Annotated in this window: 17 protein-coding genes; 4 read left to right on the forward strand and 13 right to left on the reverse strand. The window is 67.1% G+C overall.

Going from position 1 to position 16,614, the window contains the following annotated elements; all coding sequences use genetic code 11:
* The first annotated feature begins 8 nt into the window (after window positions 1-8).
* A complete protein-coding gene (locus J5J86_RS24005) occupies window positions 9-401 on the forward strand; it encodes a Na+/H+ antiporter subunit G (RefSeq protein WP_209102787.1) in 393 nt (130 codons plus the stop codon).
* Window positions 402-419: 18 nt separating this feature from the next.
* On the opposite strand, the gene J5J86_RS24010 is transcribed toward J5J86_RS24005, so the two are convergent.
* Entirely contained in the window at window positions 420-1,154 is a 735-nt protein-coding gene (locus tag J5J86_RS24010; protein ID WP_209102789.1) for an SDR family NAD(P)-dependent oxidoreductase, read from the reverse strand.
* An 83-nt stretch (window positions 1,155-1,237) separates the two neighbouring features.
* Between J5J86_RS24010 and J5J86_RS24015 the strand changes: the two genes are divergently transcribed.
* Window positions 1,238-1,654 (forward strand): winged helix-turn-helix transcriptional regulator, encoded by a 417-nt coding sequence (locus J5J86_RS24015; RefSeq protein WP_209102791.1) that lies wholly within the window; start codon window positions 1,238-1,240, stop codon window positions 1,652-1,654.
* A gap of 30 nt (window positions 1,655-1,684) precedes the next feature.
* On the opposite strand, the gene J5J86_RS24020 is transcribed toward J5J86_RS24015, so the two are convergent.
* Window positions 1,685-2,605, reverse strand: a complete 921-nt coding sequence (locus tag J5J86_RS24020) for a hydrogen peroxide-inducible genes activator (protein WP_209102794.1) — start codon at window positions 2,603-2,605, stop codon at window positions 1,685-1,687.
* Between the two features lie 96 nt (window positions 2,606-2,701).
* On the opposite strand from J5J86_RS24020, the gene J5J86_RS24025 reads away from it, so the two are divergent.
* Window positions 2,702-2,938: a hypothetical protein gene (locus J5J86_RS24025; RefSeq protein ID WP_209102795.1), complete on the forward strand. Its 237-nt coding sequence runs from the start codon at window positions 2,702-2,704 to the stop codon at window positions 2,936-2,938.
* Window positions 2,939-3,128: 190 nt separating this feature from the next.
* Window positions 3,129-4,115: a TerC family protein gene (locus tag J5J86_RS24030; RefSeq protein ID WP_209102797.1), complete on the forward strand. Its 987-nt coding sequence runs from the start codon at window positions 3,129-3,131 to the stop codon at window positions 4,113-4,115.
* A gap of 122 nt (window positions 4,116-4,237) precedes the next feature.
* Here J5J86_RS24030 and J5J86_RS24035 read toward each other — a convergent pair whose 3' ends face one another.
* The 11 genes from J5J86_RS24035 to J5J86_RS24085 all read right to left on the reverse strand — a co-directional run bounded on the left by J5J86_RS24035 (window position 4,238) and on the right by J5J86_RS24085 (window position 16,613).
* Complete coding sequence (locus tag J5J86_RS24035; protein WP_247657807.1) at window positions 4,238-5,233, reverse strand: formylglycine-generating enzyme family protein; 996 nt, start codon at window positions 5,231-5,233, stop codon at window positions 4,238-4,240.
* Window positions 5,230-6,867: an arylsulfatase gene (locus J5J86_RS24040; RefSeq protein ID WP_209102798.1), complete on the reverse strand. Its 1,638-nt coding sequence runs from the start codon at window positions 6,865-6,867 to the stop codon at window positions 5,230-5,232. The genes J5J86_RS24035 and J5J86_RS24040 overlap by 4 nt, the downstream gene beginning before the upstream one ends.
* Window positions 6,868-6,897: 30 nt before the next feature.
* A complete protein-coding gene (locus J5J86_RS24045; protein WP_209102800.1) occupies window positions 6,898-7,662 on the reverse strand; it encodes a GntR family transcriptional regulator in 765 nt (254 codons plus the stop codon).
* Between the two features lie 3 nt (window positions 7,663-7,665).
* Entirely contained in the window at window positions 7,666-8,718 is a 1,053-nt protein-coding gene (locus tag J5J86_RS24050; protein WP_247657808.1) for an ABC transporter ATP-binding protein, read from the reverse strand.
* Window positions 8,715-9,554 (reverse strand): carbohydrate ABC transporter permease, encoded by an 840-nt coding sequence (locus J5J86_RS24055; protein WP_209102802.1) that lies wholly within the window; start codon window positions 9,552-9,554, stop codon window positions 8,715-8,717. The genes J5J86_RS24050 and J5J86_RS24055 overlap by 4 nt, the downstream gene beginning before the upstream one ends.
* Window positions 9,551-10,489, reverse strand: coding sequence for a carbohydrate ABC transporter permease (locus J5J86_RS24060; protein WP_209102804.1), 939 nt, complete (start codon window positions 10,487-10,489; stop codon window positions 9,551-9,553). The genes J5J86_RS24055 and J5J86_RS24060 overlap by 4 nt, the downstream gene beginning before the upstream one ends.
* Window positions 10,490-10,493: 4 nt before the next feature.
* Window positions 10,494-11,876, reverse strand: coding sequence for an ABC transporter substrate-binding protein (locus tag J5J86_RS24065; protein WP_209102805.1), 1,383 nt, complete (start codon window positions 11,874-11,876; stop codon window positions 10,494-10,496).
* 121 nt (window positions 11,877-11,997) lie between these two features.
* Window positions 11,998-13,503: a glycerol kinase GlpK gene (gene glpK, locus J5J86_RS24070; protein ID WP_209102806.1), complete on the reverse strand. Its 1,506-nt coding sequence runs from the start codon at window positions 13,501-13,503 to the stop codon at window positions 11,998-12,000.
* A 40-nt stretch (window positions 13,504-13,543) separates the two neighbouring features.
* Window positions 13,544-15,103, reverse strand: coding sequence for a glycerol-3-phosphate dehydrogenase (gene glpD / locus J5J86_RS24075; RefSeq protein ID WP_209102807.1), 1,560 nt, complete (start codon window positions 15,101-15,103; stop codon window positions 13,544-13,546).
* Between the two features lie 163 nt (window positions 15,104-15,266).
* A complete protein-coding gene (locus J5J86_RS24080) occupies window positions 15,267-16,046 on the reverse strand; it encodes a DeoR/GlpR family DNA-binding transcription regulator (protein ID WP_209105527.1) in 780 nt (259 codons plus the stop codon).
* Between the two features lie 96 nt (window positions 16,047-16,142).
* Window positions 16,143-16,613 carry a MaoC family dehydratase gene (locus tag J5J86_RS24085; RefSeq protein WP_209102808.1) on the reverse strand — a complete coding sequence of 157 codons (471 nt, stop codon included), beginning with the start codon at window positions 16,611-16,613 and terminating at the stop codon, window positions 16,143-16,145.
* Window position 16,614: the final 1 nt, after the last annotated feature.

Genomic DNA, 16,614 nt, shown 5'->3' on the forward strand with positions numbered 1-16,614 from the left:
AGGCGCCGATGGCCATCGTCACAGAGGCGCTCGTCGCCCTCCTCATCCTCATTGGCGCCTTCTTCCTGGTGGTCGGCGCGCTCGGCCTCTTCCGCCTGCCGGACATGATGCGCCGCCTGCATGGCCCCACCAAAGCGACCACGCTGGGCATTGGCGCGCTGCTGATCGCCTCCATGATCCATTTCACCAGCCTCACCGGCCGCTTCTCGGTGCATGAGTTGCTCATCACCCTGTTCCTGTTCCTCACCGCCCCGGTGAGCGCGCAGATGCTGGCCAAGGCGCACATGCTGCGGGACCGCCCGGAACAGGACCGCCTTTCCCCCACCGGCCGGCCGGTGGGCTGGGCCACCTTGAGCGAGGACGAGCCTCACGAGGAAGGAACGCGAACGCCGGCGGGATGAGCCGGCGTTCGCGGGGGCTCACACCTGGGCGAGGCCGCCGTCGACGAAAACCTCTCCGCCGGTCATGAAGCTGCTGTCCGACGAAGCCAGGAAGGCAGCCACCGCGCCCGTCTCCGCCGGCTGACCCATGCGTCCGATGGGGGTGGTGCGCCCCAAGACCTCGAGCGCCTCCTCCCCCACCACGTCCACCGCCAGTTCCGTGCGGGTCGGTCCGGGCGAGAGCACGTTGACGCGGATGCCGGTGCCCTTCAGATCCAGCGCCCAGGTACGGGCGAGGTTGCGGACAGCCGCCTTGGTGGCGCTGTAGATGCTGAATTGCGGGGTGCCCATGACGCCGGTGGACGAGCCGGTGAGGATGATGGACCCGCCTTCCCGCATCAGAGGCAGTGCCTTCTGGACGGTGAAGACGAGGCCCTTCACGTTCACGTCGAAGATCTGGTCATAATGCTCCGGCGTGATCTCTCCGAGCGGGGCGAACAGGCCCGTCCCGGCATTGGCGAACACGATGTCGAGGCCGCCCCGCTCGGCCTTCACGGTGTCATAGAGGCGATCAAGATCGGCAAGGTCCGTCACTGATCCGCGCACAGCGCGGGCGGAGGTGCCGAGGTCCTTCAAGGCCGCGTCCAGCACGTCCTGCCGCCGTCCGAAAAGATAGACGAAGGCGCCCTCCGCGATGAAGCGCTTCGCAGCGCCCAGGCCGATGCCGCTGCCGCCGCCCGTGATCACCGCCGTCTTGTTGTCCAGCCGTCTCATGATGTGCTCCTGCATTGAGGTTGCACATAGCTGGCGCCTTACCTACTTTCAGACAAGTATGCACCTTTTGGTAAGTACCCGGAATGCCCACAGACCCGTCATTTCCCGCCGCGCCCGCTATCCAGGGATGCACCCCGACGCTGCCCGGCTTCACCTGCGGCCTTGATGCGACGCTGCGGGTGATCGCTGGCAAGTGGAAGCCCCTCATCCTCTATTTCGTCGCCCAAGGCGGCCCCACCCGCTATGGCGAACTGCGCCGCTCGATCCGCAATGTCAGCGACAAGATGCTGATCCAGCAGCTCAAGGAGCTGGAGGCGGATGGCTTGGTGAAGCGGACCGATTACAAGGAAGTGCCGCCCCGGGTGGACTACAGCCTCACCCCGCGCGGCCAGACTCTCGCCCTGGCGCTGGTTCCCCTGTGCACCTGGGGCACCGAGAACATGGAGGAGGTGACGCGCATCTTCGCGGAACGGGCCGCCTGGCGCGCTGGGGCGGACTAGGCGGCGCCTCTTTACAGCGCGCCCCTCCCCTCACCCGAGCGTGAGCCCGAGAGCGGCACAGGTCGCCTCGCTTTCGCGGGCCAGTTCCTCGAACTGGGCGGCGCGCCCATTGCCGGCGCGCCAGAAATAGCCCATGTCCCGGCTTGCGGGCCAACCGTCCAGCGTCAGCAGGGCGATATGGTCTGCGACGCGGAACTCGGAGCGGGCATAGAGCTCGGGGAAGAGCGACATGCCCATGCCCATGAGCACCATCTGGCGCAGGGCATCGAGGCTCGTGCCCTCATAGTCCTCGCGCATGTCCGCGCCATATGCGGCCGCAAGTTCCCGCCCCCGCTCGAACAGATGGTGGCCTCGCCCAAGCGTCAGCAGCCGCTCGCCACGCAGCGCATGGGGGTCCACATGCCCGGCGCTGGCGAGCGGATGATCCTTGGGTACGCCGAGAAAGATGGTCTCCCGGCACAGGCGCCGGAAAGTGACCGCGTGGGGGGAATCGGGAGCCGGTCCGAGGCCGCAATCGAGCACGCCTGCCACCACGTCCCGCAGGATCACAGAGGGGCGCTCCTCCTTGATGTAGATCTGAAGCGCCGGATAGCGCGCATGCAGCGTCGGCAGCAGATTGGGTAGGAAATAGGGGCCGAAGGTGGGGGCGACGCCCAGGCGGATGAGCCCGCCCAGGTTCCGGTTGCCGCTCGCCGCCATGGCGACGATGTCGTCGAGGGAGAGCAGGATGCCTCGGGCGGCCGCGATCACCTGCGCGCCCACCGGTGTCGGCTGCACCCGCCCCGGCGTGCGGTCAAATAGGGTGGCGCCCAGTTGAGCCTCCAGCTGCGCGATCTGCACGGAAAGGGTGGGCTGCGAGACATGGCAGCGCCGCGCCGCCGCGCCGAAATGGCCGGTCTCGGCCAGAGCCACCGTATATTCGAGCTGACGATGGGTCGGTCTGAACGCCATGGCGATAGCTTCACTCAATCGAGATTATTGAAACTATGCATTGGAGCTATAGAGCCGTCCACTCCATCCTGTGCAGGTCGAAAGGAGGATTTTGACGTGGACACGTTCCTGAAGTCCCTGACCACGCGTCGCTCGCTGCTTGATGCCGAGATGCAGGCGGAGCGGGAGCGGGAAGAGCCCGATGGCGAACGCATCCTGGCGCTGCGGCGGATGAAGCACCAGCTTGGTGCCCAGATCGAATATATCCGCCGCGAAGGTCGTCAGATCGCCGATGTGATGGTGGTCCGCAAGAGGCGCCGCTTCGCCGACCTCAAGCCCACTTTGCTGCGCTGAGGCCTCTCGCCTCGCCTTCCCATCAGTCCCGAACCGAGGTCCGGGCCCCTCTGACGGCATCAGCCGCCATGTCGGTCCTCCCCACCCACCGACCATCCGGGCGGATGTTTGCCGCAGGCGGTCCGCAGCGCGTGCCCCCGCGCTGCGGATCTTCCTGTGCGTGCATCGCCGGCCCTGAACCGAGGATCACATGGACACCCTGATCGCCCTCTTTACCGCCGAAATGGTGGGCAAGCCGCTGTGGCTCTGGCTCAGTTTTCTCGGCATCGTCTTCGTGCTGCTGGCCTTCGACCTTGGCGTGCTCAACAAGGGCAACAAGGAACTCGGCATCGCCGAAAGCCTGAAGCTGTCCGCCTTCTACATCGCCGTTGCCGTCGTTTTCGGTGGCTGGATCTGGTACTCCATGGGCCCGGTGGCCAGCATGCAGTACTTCACGGGCTATGCCATCGAGAAAGCGCTGTCCATCGACAACGTCTTCGTCATCTCCCTGATCTTCAGTTACTTCGCCATTCCGCGCATCTACCAGTATCGCGCACTGGTGTGGGGCATCATCGCCGTGCTGGTGCTGCGCGGCATCATGATCGGCGTCGGCGCGGCGCTGGTGCAGGAATATGACTGGGTGCTGCTGCTGTTCGGCGCGTTCCTGATCGGCACGGGCATCAAGATGCTGGTGGTGAAGGAAGGCGATGCGGACGTGTCCCGCAACCCTGTGGTCCGGCTGCTCTCGCGCTATCTGCGGGTGACGCCTCAGCTCCATGGCGAGCGCTTCTTCGTGCGCCAGCCCCATCCGTCGACCGGCAAGATCGTGCTGTGGGTGACGCCGCTCTTCGTGGCCCTCATCGTGATCAATATCGCGGATCTGGTTTTCGCGGTGGACTCGGTGCCAGCCATCTTCGCCATCACCACCGACACCTATATCGTGTTCACCGCCAACATCATGGCCATCCTGGGCCTGCGTGCCCTCTACTTTGCGCTGGCCGCCATGGTCCACCGCTTCGAGTATCTGAAGTATGCCCTGGCGCTCGTGCTCGTCTTCATCGGCGGCAAGATCTTCTGGAACTACTTCTACGGCAAGCTCGACCCGGCCATTTCTCTGGGCGTGACCCTGGCCATGATCGGCGGCGGCATCGCCTACTCTCTGTGGAAGACCGGCCGGAGCGCCGCCAGCGTCCACTGACCTTAGCCGGCGGCCCTGCCGCCGGCGATCCCACAACACCCCCCAAGGCCGGCCCTTGTGCCGGCCTTGGCTTGTCCGGACCATCCCGCCTGCACCCGGACCGGTTCACCGGTGGCCGAAAATCAGAGTCCCTGGAAGGGGAGCGTGAGCGCCGCCACCCGGAATCCGATATTCCCGCTGCTGCTCGCCGCCGTGTTGGAGGTGCGCGCCGCCACCCGGTAACGGTTGCAATAGGAGCTGTGGCACAGATAGGAGCCGCCGCGCATGGACCGGCTGTCCCCCGGCCCCTCATGCAAAGGGTCGTGGTCAGCGGTCACGCGGTGATAGTCGCGGCTGAAGACATCCCGGCACCATTCCCACACATTGCCCGCCATGTTGAAGAGCCCGTAGCCGTTCGGGGCGAAGGCACGGACGGGGGCGGTGCCCACGAAGCCGTCGTCGGCCGTGTTGTGGTCGGGAAAGGTGCCTTGCCAGATGTTGCAGCGATGCACGCCGTCGGGGGTCAGCGCGTTGCCCCAGGGATAGAGCTGGCCCTCCAGCCCGCCGCGGGCGGCATATTCCCATTCCGCCTCGCTCAGGAGGCGGGTGCCCGACCAGGCGCAGAAGGCCATGGCATCGTTCCAGGAGACGTGCACCACCGGGTGATCGGAGCGATCGAGAACGGTGGTGCCGGGCCCTTCCGGCTGTGCCCAATAGGCGAACGGCACCGGTAGCCACCAGGGCACCTCAGCCGGCACCCGCGCGATGCGGGCGGCGCTCTCGGGCGGCACCAGCGCATGGAACACATAGGACCAGTTGAAGCGCTCGGCCTCGGTCATATAGCCGGTGTCGCGGACGAAATCGGCGAACTGGGCATTGGTGACCGCATAGGCGGAGACGGCGAACGGGCTCAGCGTCACCGGCCGCGCCGGTCCCTCGCCGTCGCCGGCAAAGCCTTCCGCGCCGGACGTGCCCATCAGGAATCGCCCGCCGGGCAGCGCCACCCAGCGAAAGGCGGTTCCCCGCCCCGCGCGGGGCGGCGGCGGCACGGCCTCAGTCCCGCCGCCGCGGCGCGCGCAGCAGCAGGTCGGGGCGCCGCCGGCTGCGTCCTGCGTCCCGCTGCGGCGGGCCTCGCTCACGCCTCCTCCTCTTCCCAGAAGGCGGCGGCCCCCTGGGCCTTCATCAGCTCCAGGATCTTCTCGCGCGGGATGACGCCGCAGCGCTCGGCCCAGGCCTGGTAGAGCGCGATCATCTCCGTGACCCGCTCGGGATGCTCCGCGGAAAGGTCGTGCAGCTCGGTGCGATCAGCCTCCATGTCATAGAGCTCCCAGGGGCCGGGATACTTGCGCACCAGCTTCCACTGGCCGACGCGCACCGCCGCATTGCCCTCGTGCTCCCAGAACATGGGGGTATCGCGCGTGTCATCCTGCGGGAAGGAGCGCGCCAGACTCTCCCCCTCGCACGGTAGGATGTCATTGCCCGCGTGGGTCTGCGGATAGGCGGCACCGGTGATGTCGAGGATGGTCGCCATGATGTCCGGCAACTGGCCGGGCATGTGGCGCAGCTCGCCGCCCGCCGTGATGCGTGCCGGCCAGTGCAGGATCAGCGGGGTGGCGATGCCGCCCTCGTGGACCCAATGCTTGTAGAGCCGGAACGGCGTGTTGGAGAGGTTGGCCCAGGCCACCCCGTAGCTCTGATAGGTATCCTCGGCGCCCGGCATGATCTCAGGGATGTTTCCGAAGCGCACCGGACGGCCGTCGCGGGTCTTTTCCTGCGCGATCATCAGGTCCTCGACCAGCACCTGGGGCGTCACATCATCGGGAATATCCTCGGCGCAGGCGCCGTTGTCGGACAGGAAGATGACGAGCGTGTCGTCCATCTGCCCGGTATCCTCCAGCGCTTTGAGCACCCGGCCGATGCCCTGGTCCATGCGGTCGATCTGGGCGGCATAGACCTCCATGCAGCGGGCAAGCCATTCCCGCTCCTGCGCATCCGTCCATGGCGGCTGGGTGGGATCGCGCTCGGTCAGCTTCCAGTTGGGGTGGATGATCCCCGCCTTGATCATGCGCGCGAGGCGCTCCTCGCGCAGCGTGTCCCACCCGGCATCGAACCGGCCCTTATACTTGGCGATGTCCTCGGGATGGGCGTGGAGCGGCCAGTGGGGCGCCGTATAGGCCACATATTGGAAGAAGGGCGTGCCGGGATTGTCCCGCGCGTGGCGGTGGATGAAGTCGGCCGCCTCGTCGGAGATGGCGTCGGTATAGAAGAAGTTCGGATCTTCCACCGCCTCGTGCTCGGCATTGGCATTGCCGCGGGTGAGCGTATTGGGCCAGTAGAAGCTGCCGGCCCCGATGATGGTGCCGTAGAATTCGTCGAAGCCGCGCTGGAGCGGCCAGGTGTCGGTGGGCTCGGTGAGATTGGAAGCCACATGCCACTTGCCGGTCAGCCGGGTGCGGTAGCCGGCCTTGCGCAGCACCTCCGCGATGGTCACGCAATTCTTGTTCAGATTGCCCGCATAGCCTTCCGGCCCGGTGCTGTAGGTCAGGATGCCGATGCCGGTCTGGTGGGGATGCAGGCCCGTGAGCAGCGAGGCGCGCGACGGGCTGCAGCGGGCGGTGTTGTAGAATTGGGAATAGCGCAGGCCGTTTGCGGCCAGGCGGTCGAGGTTGGGGGTCTCGATCTCGCCGCCATAGCAGCCGATGTCGGAAAAGCCCATGTCGTCATTGAGGATGAGGACGATGTTGGGGCGCTTGGAAGTGGGCGCGTCAGGCATGGAAGGCTCCCGGGCGCGGCGTGACCTTGGTCACGACCGCCGCGTCAGATTGATGGTGAAGCGGAAATAGTCGGGCAGGTAGACCGAGCGCAGCAGCTCCAGCGGCCGGCCCTCCCGCGAGATGGTCAGGCGCTCCATGGCGAGCAGCGGGTCCCGGGGGGCGATGCCGAGGACACCGGCGGTGGCCTCGTCCGCAAGGGTCGCGGAGATGCTCTGGCTGGCCTCCTTGATATTGAGGCCGAGCTCCTCCTCGAACACCCGGTACATGAGGATGGAGACGAGGTCGCGCGTCTCCAGCTCCAGGCCGATGTCGGGGGGATAGAAGGCGTGCTCGATGGCGATGGGGATGTCGTCCGCCAGCCGCACGCGCTTCAATTCCCACACGGCGCGTTCCTTAAGGGCCTCGCGCACGGCCTCGTGATGGGTGTTGGTCATGCCCTTGTGGAGGATGCGCGCGCCGGGCTCGAAGCCGGCGTCGCGAATGGTCTCCGAGAAGCCCATCAGCCGGCCCAGCCAGTTTTCCGGCTTGTTGGACTTCAGGAACGTGCCGCGGCCGCGCTCACGGGCGAACATGCCCTCGGCCACAAGGGGTTGGATGGCGTGGCGGATGGTGATGCGGCTCACGCCGAAATGCTTCACCAATTCCGCTTCCGGCATCAGCCGGCCCTCGGCGTCGATGAGCTTTCCTTCGCGCACCTGGCTGCGGATGGCTTCGCGCACCTGGATGTGGAGCGGCCCGCCAGCGGCGGGAGGGGCGGCGTCACGCGCGGCCTTGCCCTTCAAAGGCGTCAGCATGGGTCAGATCCGGCGGCGGGTGATGGGGTCGAACAGGTGGATGTCCTGCGGGGCGAAGGAGACGGCCATGGTCTCCCCCTCGCGGGGCAGCGGGAAACGGTCATACCGGGCGCGCAGGGGCATCCCGTCCAGTGTCAAATCCAGGATGGCGGCATCGCCGAGATTTTCCACCACCTCCACGCAGACGGGGATGCCCTCCGGGTCGAAGCGCACGGCGCTCGGGCGGATGCCCACCACCACCTCGCGGCCCGCCTCCAGGGGCGCCGCCAACGGCACGTGCCGCCCGCCGATGAGCACGCCGCCGGCTGTCGTGCGGGTGGCCAGGAGGTTCATGGGCGGGCTGCCGATGAAGGCCGCCACCTCGATGCAATTGGGGGCGGCGAACACCTCCGCGGGACGCCCGATCTGGCGGATCTCTCCCTCCTGGAACACGGCCATGCGGTCGGCGAGGGTCATCGCCTCCTCCTGGTCGTGGGTCACATAGACCGCCGTGACCCCGAGCGACCGCTGCAGCTTCTTCAGCTCCACGCGGGTGGCGAGGCGCAGCATGGCATCGAGGTTGGAGAGCGGCTCGTCCAGCAGGAACAGCCGCGCCTTGCGCACGATTGCACGGGCCAGCGCGCAGCGCTGCTGCTGGCCGCCGGACAGCTGGCCGGGCTTGCGGTCGAGCAGATGGTCGATCTTCACCTTCGCCGCCGCCTCGCGCACGGCGGGGGCGATCTCGGCCTTCGGCACCTTCGCCATTTCGAGCGGGAAGGCGATGTTCTCGGCCACGCTCATGTGCGGATAGAGGGCGTAGCTCTGGAACACCATGGCCACGTCCCGCGCCCGCGCATCGGCGCCGGTGACATCCTCCCCGTCCAGCAGGATGCGCCCGGAGGTGGGTGCGTCGAGCCCGGCAAGGATCCTCAGCGTCGTGCTCTTGCCGGAGCCGGAGGGGCCGAGCATGGCGAAGAATTCGCCGGGGCGGATCTCCACGTCGATGCCCTTCAGCGCCTCGAACGTGCCGTGCCGCTTGACGATGTTTTCCATCTGGACCAGTCCGCGCGCGGTCATCGACGTCCTCCTCCCTTGACGGCGCCGACCGTCAGGCCTTTCACGATGTGTTTCTGGGCGATGATGCCGAGGATGATGACGGGCAGCATGGCGAGCGCCGACACCGCCGCCAGCTTCGACCAGAGCGTCTGCTCCACCGACACGAAGTTGAACATGGAGATGGTGACCGGGCGCACCACGTTCCCCGACAGCACAACGGCGAAGAGGAACTCGTTCCAGGCGTTCAGGAACACGAACACCACGGTCACCGCCACCCCGCCGCGCACCTGGGGCAGGATGATGCGCCAGAGCGTCATCATGCGGCTCGCGCCATCGATGAAGGCGGCCTCCTCCATCTCGAAGGGCAGGTCCTCGAAATAGGAGACCAGCAGCCAGATGGCGAAGGGCAGCGAGAAGGACAGATAGATGAGGATGATGCCCTGGTAGGTATCGATCCAGCCAATGTCCCGCAGGATCAGGAAATAGGGAATGATGATGCCCACCGGCGGCAGCATCTGGGTGGCCAGCACATAGAAGCCCGACCATTTCTTGCCCGGCACACGCAGGCGGGCGAGCGCATAGGCGGCCGGGATGGCCAGCACCATGGTCACGATGGTGGTGCCGATGGAGATGATGAAGCTGGAGACGAGGTTGGGCACGATGGAGGTCGGCCCGAACAGCACGTCGTCGAAGGCCGCCAAAGTGGGCGTGAAGATGAGCTTCGGCGGATAGGCGAGCACGTCCTGCTCGCTCTTGAAGGCGTTCAGCAGGCTCCAGAAGATGGGGAAGATCCAGGCCAGCAGGAACAGCCCGGAGACCCCCAGGAGCAGGACGAGGCGCAGCTTGCGGCCCTTCATTTGGCCCTCCGGAGCGCAAAGAGGATGCCGGTCACCACCAGCGTGAAGATCAGCAGCGCCACGGCGAGCGCCGAGCCATAGCCGATGGACAGTTCCGTGAAGGACTTGCGGTAGGCATAGAGGTTGAGGATCTCGGTGGCCGTGCCCGGCCCGCCGCCCGTCACCGTGAAGATGGCGGCAAAGGCGGTGAGCGCCACCATGGTGCGCATGATGATGACCATCACGATGGCCGGCCGCAGCAGCGGCAAGGTGATGCGCACGAAGCTCTGCCAGGGGCTCGCCCGGTCGATGCGCGCGGCCTCGTAAATGTCCTCCGGCAGGGCAGCCAGGCTCGCCAGCAGCACCATGAAGGCGAAGGGCGTCCACTGCCAGGTGTGGATCACCACCACCGAGAACAGGGCGAGCGAAGGATCGCCCAGCCAGTTGTGGCTGCCGAGGCCGGCGGTCATGCTGAGATAGTCGACGACGCCGAATTCCGGCGTGAGCATGAAGGTGCGCCAGACCATGCCCACCACCGCCGGGGAGAGCACCACGGGCAGGATGGCGACGATGCGGAACAGCGTCTGGCCGCGCCGCATGCCGTTCACCAGCAAGGCGAGCGCAAGGCCAAGGATCACCTGCAGGATGACCGTGGACGCGGTGTAGACAAGGCTCACCCCGAGCGCCGACCAGAAGCGTGGGTCGCCCAGCAGCTCGCGATAATTGTCGAGGCCCACGAAGCCGTCCATGAACGGCATGGCGAGGTCCATCCGGTGCAGGCTGGTCCAGCCCAGATGCAGCAGCGGAAAGGTGGTCGTCGCCATCAGGGCGATGAAGGCGGGGGCCATGAGCGCCGCCGCGAAGCGGCGCTCCCGGCCTTCCATCATGCGCACGGGATCGGCGCGTCCCGAGGCGGCAGATCCGCCTCGGGCGCCCAGTGTGGTCGCCTTGCTCACCGTGTCAGCCCCGCATCATCGGCTCGAGGCGCCGCTGCGCCTCGTCGAGCGCGGCCTTGGTGGTGGCCTGTCCCACCAGCGCCTGCTGGATGGCGGTGGCGAGCGTGTCGCCGATGGCCGGCCATTGGGGCACGCGCGGGCGCCAGTTCACGTCCGTGTCGTGTTCCAGGGCGCCGAGGGTGGCGGCGACGAAATTGTCGCCGAAGCTGTCCATCAGCTTCACATAATCGGGGTTCTTCCACAGGCTCAGGCGGTTGACGCCGGAGCGCTTGGCGGGGCCCGCATATTGGTAGGAGGTGCGCGCCTGGGTGGGCAGCGAGGCGGCCCACTGGATGAACAGCCAGGTGGCCTTCTTGCGCTTCTCGGGCAGCGCCGCATTGATGGGGAAGCCCCAGTTCCAGATGGAAGAGACGCGCTTGCCGGTCGGCCCCTTCGGCCAGCGGGCGAAGCCCACCTTGCCCACCACCTTGGACTTCTCGGGATTGTTGATCACCGAGGCGGAGGTGTTGGCGTCGATATAGCTGGCCACCGTGCCCTGGGAGAAGGCGTCGGCAATGTCCGGCCAGTTCCAGTTCTGGGCGGCGGTGGGCGCATATTTGCGCATCACGTCCACATACCAGTTCAGCGCCGCTTCGGCCTCCGGGCCGTTGACGCGGAACTTGCCGCCCGGGAACCACTCGCCGCCGAATTCGCGGAACAGCGAGGAATAGATGTAGACATTCTGCCCCGCGCCGGCGACGCCGCGCAGCGCCGTGCCCCACAGGCGATTGGACGGGTCGTTGAGGGCGGCGGCGTTGGAGACGAAGTCTTCCAGCGTCTCGGCGGCCTTCAGGCCCTTCGCGTCATACAGGTCCTTGCGGTAGACCTGAATCGTGACCTCGCCGTCATAGGGCACGCCATAGAGCTTGCCCTCGATGGTGTTGGCGTTGCGCCAGGCCGGGATGATGTCGTCCGCCTGGAACCAGGACGCATCGGTGAGGGCGGCATCCTTCAGATAGGGATCGAGCGACTCCACCCATTTGTTGGCGGCATAGAGCGCGTAATACATGGGGTCGGCCGCATGGGTGGAATAGCCGCCCGCCTTGGAGGTGAGGTCGATCACCGCCTTCTGGCGGATCTGCGCCGGCGGGATCTTCTCGAAGCGCACGCTGATGCCGGTGAGGGCCTCGAACTGGGGCGCGAGGGCGATCAGGTTGTCGAAATAGCTCGCCGGGATTACCGCCACGGTGATCTGCTCGCCGGCGGCCTGCCGCCAGTCGATCTTGGCCGACTGGTAGGGGGCGAGGTCGCCATCCTGCGCGAGGCCGGCGCGGATGAAGGCGGGGACAGCGACGGCCGCAAGGCCAGCCTGCAGCACATGCCGCCGCGAGGGCTTCATTGGACTCATTGGCGTTTTCCTCCTGGCCGATATGTGTTCGGCCTATTGTCATAACAATCAGATTATCGTCATAACATGTCAAGCAGACGTGCCGCTGCGTCCGGCGGTTTTCACGCGCGCCGGTGCAAAATCAGTGGGGAAGGTGAAGCGTCTGGGCGACGGCGGCCTGCCAGCCTTTGATCTTGCCGTCCCGGCGGTCCGCCGCCATTTGCGGCGTGAAGCGGCGGTCCAGGTGCCAGTTGGCGGCAAACGCCTCCGGCCCGCCATAAAGGCCTGCGCGCCAGCCGGCGAGAAAGGCGGCGCCCAGTGCCGTGGTTTCGCGCACCTGCGGGCGATCCACGGGCAGGGCGAGGATGTCGGCGATGAACTGCATGGTGAAATCGCTGTCCGACATGCCGCCATCCACCCGCAGCACCGCCTCGGTCCGTGCGAGGCCGGCATGGGCCATGTCGGCGCGCATGGCGTCCAGAAGGTCGAGCGTCTGGTAGCCGACGCTTTCCAGCGCCGCGCGGGCGATCTCGCGGCGGGTGGTGCCGCGGGTGAGGCCGCTCAAGGTGGCACGGGCATCGCTGCGCCAGTGCGGCGCGCCCAGACCCACGAAGGCCGGCACCAGATAGACCGGCTGGCTCTCGTCCGCCTGTGCCGCCAATGCGGTGCTCTCTGCGGCGGTTGAGATGATGCCGAGGCTGTCGCGCAGCCATTGCACGGTGGAGCCGGCCGAAAAGATTGCGCCTTCCAGCGCATAGGCGCGCGTGCCGTCCCATTGGTAGGCGATGGTGGTGAGCAGGCGATGGCGCGAGCGCGGGCGCACGTCCCCCGTATTGAGCAGCATGAAGGCGCCGGTGCCATAGGTGACCTTGGCGAGGCCCGGCGCGAAGCAGGCTTGGCCCACAAGGCTCGCCTGCTGGTCGCCCACCATGGCGAGCACCGGCACCTCGCGGCCGAGCCAGCCCTTGGCGGTGGTGCCGAACGGGCCGGCGGTGTCGCGCACCTCCGGCAGGAGCGCCTCGGGAACCCGGAACAGGCGCAGGAGCTCGGCGTCCCAGGCGCCGGCTGTGATGTCGAACAGCATGGTGCGGGAGGCGTTCGTCACGTCCGTGGCATGCACCGCGCCGCCCGTGAGTTGCCACAGAAGGAAGCTGTCCACGGTGCCGAAGGCCAGGTCCCCCCGCTCCGCCCGCGCCCGCGCGCCGGGCACATTGTCCAGCAGCCAGGCGATTTTGGTCGCTGAGAAATAGGGATCGATGAGGAGCCCGCTGCGCTCGGACACCAGCGCCTCGCAGCCCTCCGCATTCAGGCTGTTGCAGACCTCCGCCGTCCGCCGGTCCTGCCAGACGATGGCGGGCGCGATGGACCCGCCCGTCTCCCGGTCCCAGATGACCACCGTCTCGCGCTGGTTGGTGAGGCCGATGGCGGCGATGTCTGAGGCCGCGAGCCCCGCCTTGGTGAGCGCCTCGCGCAGGGTGGCAAGGCTGGTCTCCCACAAATCGCGCGGGTCGTGCTCCACCCAGCCGGGATGGGGGAAATGCTGCGGGAATTCCCGCTGTGCGCTCGCTACGGGAACGAAGGTGCGGTCGAAGACGATCGCGCGCGTTGAAGTGGTGCCCTGGTCGATGACAAGGATGTGGGTGTCCACGCCCGTCCTCCCCCTTTTTTCGTTCTTCGTATAGCGCCGGTCAGGCCGCGGCGGACCGGCGCTCCTGTGCCATGAACGCGTCCAGTGCCGCCACCTCTTCCGTGGACAGCCGCAGGCCGAGCTTGGTGCGGCGCCAGATCACATCGTCGGCGGTGCGGGCGAATTCCGCGCCCATGAGATGGCGGACCTCGGCCACGGTCAGTCCCGCCCCGAAGCTGCGCCGGGCTTCCGGCGCCCCGTCCGCCGCTTCCAGGATCTGGTGCGCCTGCGTGCCATAGGTGCGCGCGAGGCGCGCCGCGTCGGCGTCGGCGAGCCATTCCCGCCCGTGCTGGAGCGCCCGCGCGAGCGCCGGCGTCTCGCCCGGCGGGAAATCGCCGCCGGGCAGCGGCTTCGTGCCCGTCCAGTCGCCGCGCCGGGCGGCCGCCGGACCCAGATGCGGGACGAGCTTGTCCAGGGCGTCGAGCGCGAGGTGGCGATAGGTGGTGATCTTGCCGCCGAGCACGGACAGGAGCGGCGCGGCCTCTTCGTTCAGCTCGAGCACATAATCGCGGGTGGCCGCCTGCGCCGCGCTCGCGCCGTCATCATAGAGCGCCCGCACGCCCGAATAGGTCCACACCACATCGGCGGGCGTCACCGGACGGGCGAAATACTCGCTCGCGGCGGAGCACAGATAGGCGGTTTCCTCGGGCGTGATGGCGGGCTTGGCTGGATCGCCCTGATAGTCCAGGTCCGTGGTGCCGATGAGGGTGAAGTCGCCTTCATAGGGAATGGCGAAGACGATGCGGCCGTCGGGATTCTGGAAGATGTAGCAGCGGTCATGGTCGAACAGGCGCGGCACCACGATGTGCGAGCCCTGCACCAGCCGCAGCTTGCCCTTCAAGGGCGGGCGGGCCGCGCCGATCTGGCGGTCGGCCCAGGGGCCGGCGGCATTGACGAGGACACGGGCGCGCACCGGCTTGCGGGTGCCGGCCTCCCGATCTTCCACGGTGAGGGTCCAGGCATCGGGCGCGCGGTCGAAGGCCACCGCGCGGGTGCGCGTCTCGATCACGGCGCCCTTGGCGCGGGCATCGGCGGCGTTGAGCACCACGAGGCGGGCGTCATCCACCCAGCAGTCGGAATATTCAAAGCCCCGCGTGCGCAGCTCGCTTTTCAGCGGAGCGCCGGCCACATCGTGGCCGAGATCCAGCGCGCGCGTCTTGGGCAGCAGCTTGCGCCCGCCCAAATGGTCATAGAGGAAGAGGCCGAGGCGTAGCATCCACCAGGGCCGCATGCCCCGCCCATAAGGCAGCACGAAGCGCAGCGGATGGACGATATGGGGCGCGATGCCCCACACGACCTCGCGCTCGGTGAGCGCCTCGCGCACCAGCTTGAACTCGTAATATTCCAGATAGCGCAGGCCGCCATGGAGCAGCTTGGTGGAGGCCGAGGAGGTTGCGATGGCAAGGTCGCCCTGCTCGCACAGATAGACCGAATAGCCCCGCCCGGCGGCATCGCGCGCAATGCCGCATCCGTTCACGCCGCCGCCGATGATGGCGATGTCGAACGTGCGGTCGCCGGCTCCTGCCGCCTGCCCCTGCGCAGAAGCGCGCGCCCGTTCCATCTGGATCGACCTCTCCTTGGCGCCCGGCGCAATTGGCTCGCTCCGGCGCGGCATTGCGACAGTGTCCGCGAGCGCTGACGCCAAGGCTAAAGCGAACGCCAATATGTTCGCAATCGAAAAAAACGAACTTTAAAGACGCAGATTTCTTTTACAAATCAATGCGTCATGGATGTTCGTTTTCCGGCGACGCCTCCACCAGCTGGACGCCATGGGCGGCACACAGGGCGCGCAGGCGGGGGGATGGCAGATGGTCGGTGACGAAGGCGGCCACTTGATTGAGATGGCCGAGGCGCACGGGCGCCACGCGCCCCACTTTGCTCTTGTCGCACACCAGGATCACCCGCCTGGCGTTCTCCATGATGGCGCGGGCGACCGTCACTTCCAGCGGGTCGAAATCGAGGAGTGAGCCGTCCTCGTCGATGGCCGAGGCGCCGATGATGGCGGTGTCCACCTTGAACTGGCGGATCATGTCGATGGCCGCCGGCCCCACCACCGCGCCATCGGAATGGCGCACCTGGCCGCCCGCCACCATCACGCGCAGCGCCGGAAAGGGATAGAGCCGCAGCGCCACGTTGATATTATTGGTGATGACCAGAAGATCCCGATGCGCGGTGATGGCCCGCGCCACCTCCTCGGTGGTGGTGCCGATGGTGATGAACAGGGAGGAATTTTCGGGGATGAGCCGCGCGGCTGCCTCCCCGATGGCCCGCTTGGCGGAGGCGGCAATCTGACGGCGGGCCTCGTAGGACAGGTTCTCCACCGCCGAGGAGACCACCGCTCCGCCATGGGTGCGCGCCAGGAGATTGCCGCCGCACAACATGTTCAGGTCGCGCCGGATGGTCTGGGGCGTCACGCCGAGGCGCACGGCGAGATCCTCCACCTCCACATGGCCGCTCGTCCTTGCCAGGGACAGAATGGTGTTCTGGCGGTCATTCAGCGTCAGCACGCGCGACGATCCTGCGGAAGAGGTGCCTGGGCACGATGGCAATCCCCGCGCGCCAGATCAATGGCGGCGTGGCCAGGCCCCGCGCGCCATAAGTCAGATGCCGCGCAGCTTCAGCATGCGCAGGGGATTGTAGGTCAGAAGCTCGGTGCCGTCGCTGCGCCGGACGGAATTGAGCGTCCGCACCAGCCCCCGGTCGCCCCGGGAGGTGACGCGCATCTCGCTCACCTCACAATAGACGGTGATGGTGTCGCCCACCACGGTCGGCCCTTTCACACGGACGTCCGCCTCCAGGAAGGCGAGGCCCGTGCCCTGCATCATGGGCAGCAGCAGTCCCTCGGCGAAGGAATAGACCAGCGCGCCCGGCACCACCGCTGCCGGCAAGGCCATGCCCGCCCGATGGTCGGCGTCGGTGAACAGCTCCTCGGTCAGCCAGGAGAGATTGCAGAAGGCGGAAAGGTCGGCCTGGGTGATGGTTCGGCCCGCGGTGCGGAACTTCATACCCAGGCTCAGATCCTCATAATGGAACCCCATGCCGATCCGGCCATAGGCTGCGCGCATTTCCATC

The sequence above is a fragment of the Aquabacter sp. L1I39 genome (assembly GCF_017742835.1).
Classification (GTDB): domain Bacteria; phylum Pseudomonadota; class Alphaproteobacteria; order Rhizobiales; family Xanthobacteraceae; genus L1I39.